This is a genomic window from Modestobacter sp. VKM Ac-2983 (genome assembly GCF_026967885.1).
GTDB lineage: Bacteria > Actinomycetota > Actinomycetes > Mycobacteriales > Geodermatophilaceae > Modestobacter.
In genome coordinates this window covers 1-1,905 of the sequence record NZ_JAPVBK010000008.1, presented here as the reverse complement: position 1 = coordinate 1,905, position 1,905 = coordinate 1, and the positions used below count along the sequence as shown (strand labels likewise).

Genomic DNA, 1,905 nt, shown 5'->3' with positions numbered 1-1,905 from the left:
AGCCCGCTCCCTCAGGACCCAACAGCGTGCCTACGACCAGACCACCCACACCCACCACGTTCCACACCCCCCGAAGGAGGCCGTACTAGCAGCAGCGCAAGCGCCTGGCCGAACTGGTCAGCGTTCCACCCTTGAGCTCCGTCACGAACACCCGAGCACCCCCGAAGATGGGGACACTTCACGATCCGCGCACGGCTCTGGACCACCACACGAGTGTGGCGGCCAGTGCTCCTTAGAAAGGAGGTGATCCAGCCGCACCTTCCGGTACGGCTACCTTGTTACGACTTCGTCCCAATCGCCGATCCCGCCTTCGACGGCTCCCTCCCACAAGGGGTTGGGCCACCGGCTTCGGGCGTTACCGACTTTCGTGACGTGACGGGCGGTGTGTACAAGGCCCGGGAACGTATTCACCGCAGCGTTGCTGATCTGCGATTACTAGCGACTCCAACTTCATGGGGTCGAGTTGCAGACCCCAATCCGAACTGAGACCGGCTTTTTGGGATTCGCTCCACCTCGCGGTATCGCAGCCCTTTGTACCGGCCATTGTAGCATGTTTGCAGCCCTAGACATAAGGGGCATGATGATTTGACGTCATCCCCACCTTCCTCCGAGTTGACCCCGGCAGTCTCCTATGAGTCCCCACCATGACGTGCTGGCAACATAGAACGAGGGTTGCGCTCGTTGCGGGACTTAACCCAACATCTCACGACACGAGCTGACGACAACCATGCACCACCTGTGCACGACCCTTTAAAGGACCTGCCATCTCTGACAGATTTCCGTGCATGTCAAGCCTAGGTAAGGTTCTTCGCGTTGCATCGAATTAAGCAACATGCTCCGCCGCTTGTGCGGGCCCCCGTCAATTCCTTTGAGTTTTAGCCTTGCGGCCGTACTCCCCAGGCGGGGCGCTTAATGCGTTAGCTGCGGCACGGAGACCGTGGAATGGCCCCCACACCTAGCGCCCAACGTTTACGGCGTGGACTACCAGGGTATCTAATCCTGTTCGCTCCCCACGCTTTCGCTCCTCAGCGTCAGTTACTGCCCAGAGACCCGCCTTCGCCACCGGTGTTCCTCCTGATATCTGCGCATTTCACCGCTACACCAGGAATTCCAGTCTCCCCTGCAGTACTCTAGTTTGCCCGTATCGACTGCAGGCCCGAGGTTGAGCCTCGGGTTTTCACAGCCGACGCGACAGACCGCCTACGAGCTCTTTACGCCCAATAATTCCGGACAACGCTTGCACCCTACGTATTACCGCGGCTGCTGGCACGTAGTTGGCCGGTGCTTCTTCTGTAGGTACCGTCACTTTCGCTTCGTCCCTACTGAAAGAGGTTTACAACCCGAAGGCCGTCATCCCTCACGCGGCGTCGCTGCGTCAGGCTTTCGCCCATTGCGCAATATTCCCCACTGCTGCCTCCCGTAGGAGTCTGGGCCGTGTCTCAGTCCCAGTGTGGCCGGTCACCCTCTCAGGCCGGCTACCCGTCGTCGCCTTGGTGGGCCGTGACCCCACCAACAAGCTGATAGGCCGCGGGCCCATCCTCAGCCGATGAATCTTTCCACCACCAGACCATGCGGTCAGCGGTCACATCCGGTATTAGCACCAATTTCTTGGAGTTATCCCAGAGCTGAGGGCAGGTTGCCCACGTGTTACTCACCCGTTCGCCGCTAGGGCACCCCCCGAAGGAGGGCCTCGCTCGACTTGCATGTGTTAAGCACGCCGCCAGCGTTCGTCCTGAGCCAGGATCAAACTCTCCGTAGATGATTTGATCGCAGCTGAGACCGAGAGTTGGCACTCTCGTTCAATCAACCAAAGGAACCCAATCAGCATCCGAAGACGCCGAAGGGGGATTTGTTACTTGGCACTGACTTTCGGCACGCTGTTGAGTTCTCAAGGAGCGGACGCGC

At 59.4% G+C, this 1,905-nt stretch carries 1 rRNA gene; it reads right to left on the bottom strand.

Annotation, left to right across the window (positions count from 1 at the left end):
• Positions 1-236 precede the first annotated feature (236 nt).
• Positions 237-1,759: ribosomal RNA gene (locus tag O2W18_RS21575) — 16S ribosomal RNA — on the bottom strand.
• Positions 1,760-1,905: the final 146 nt, after the last annotated feature.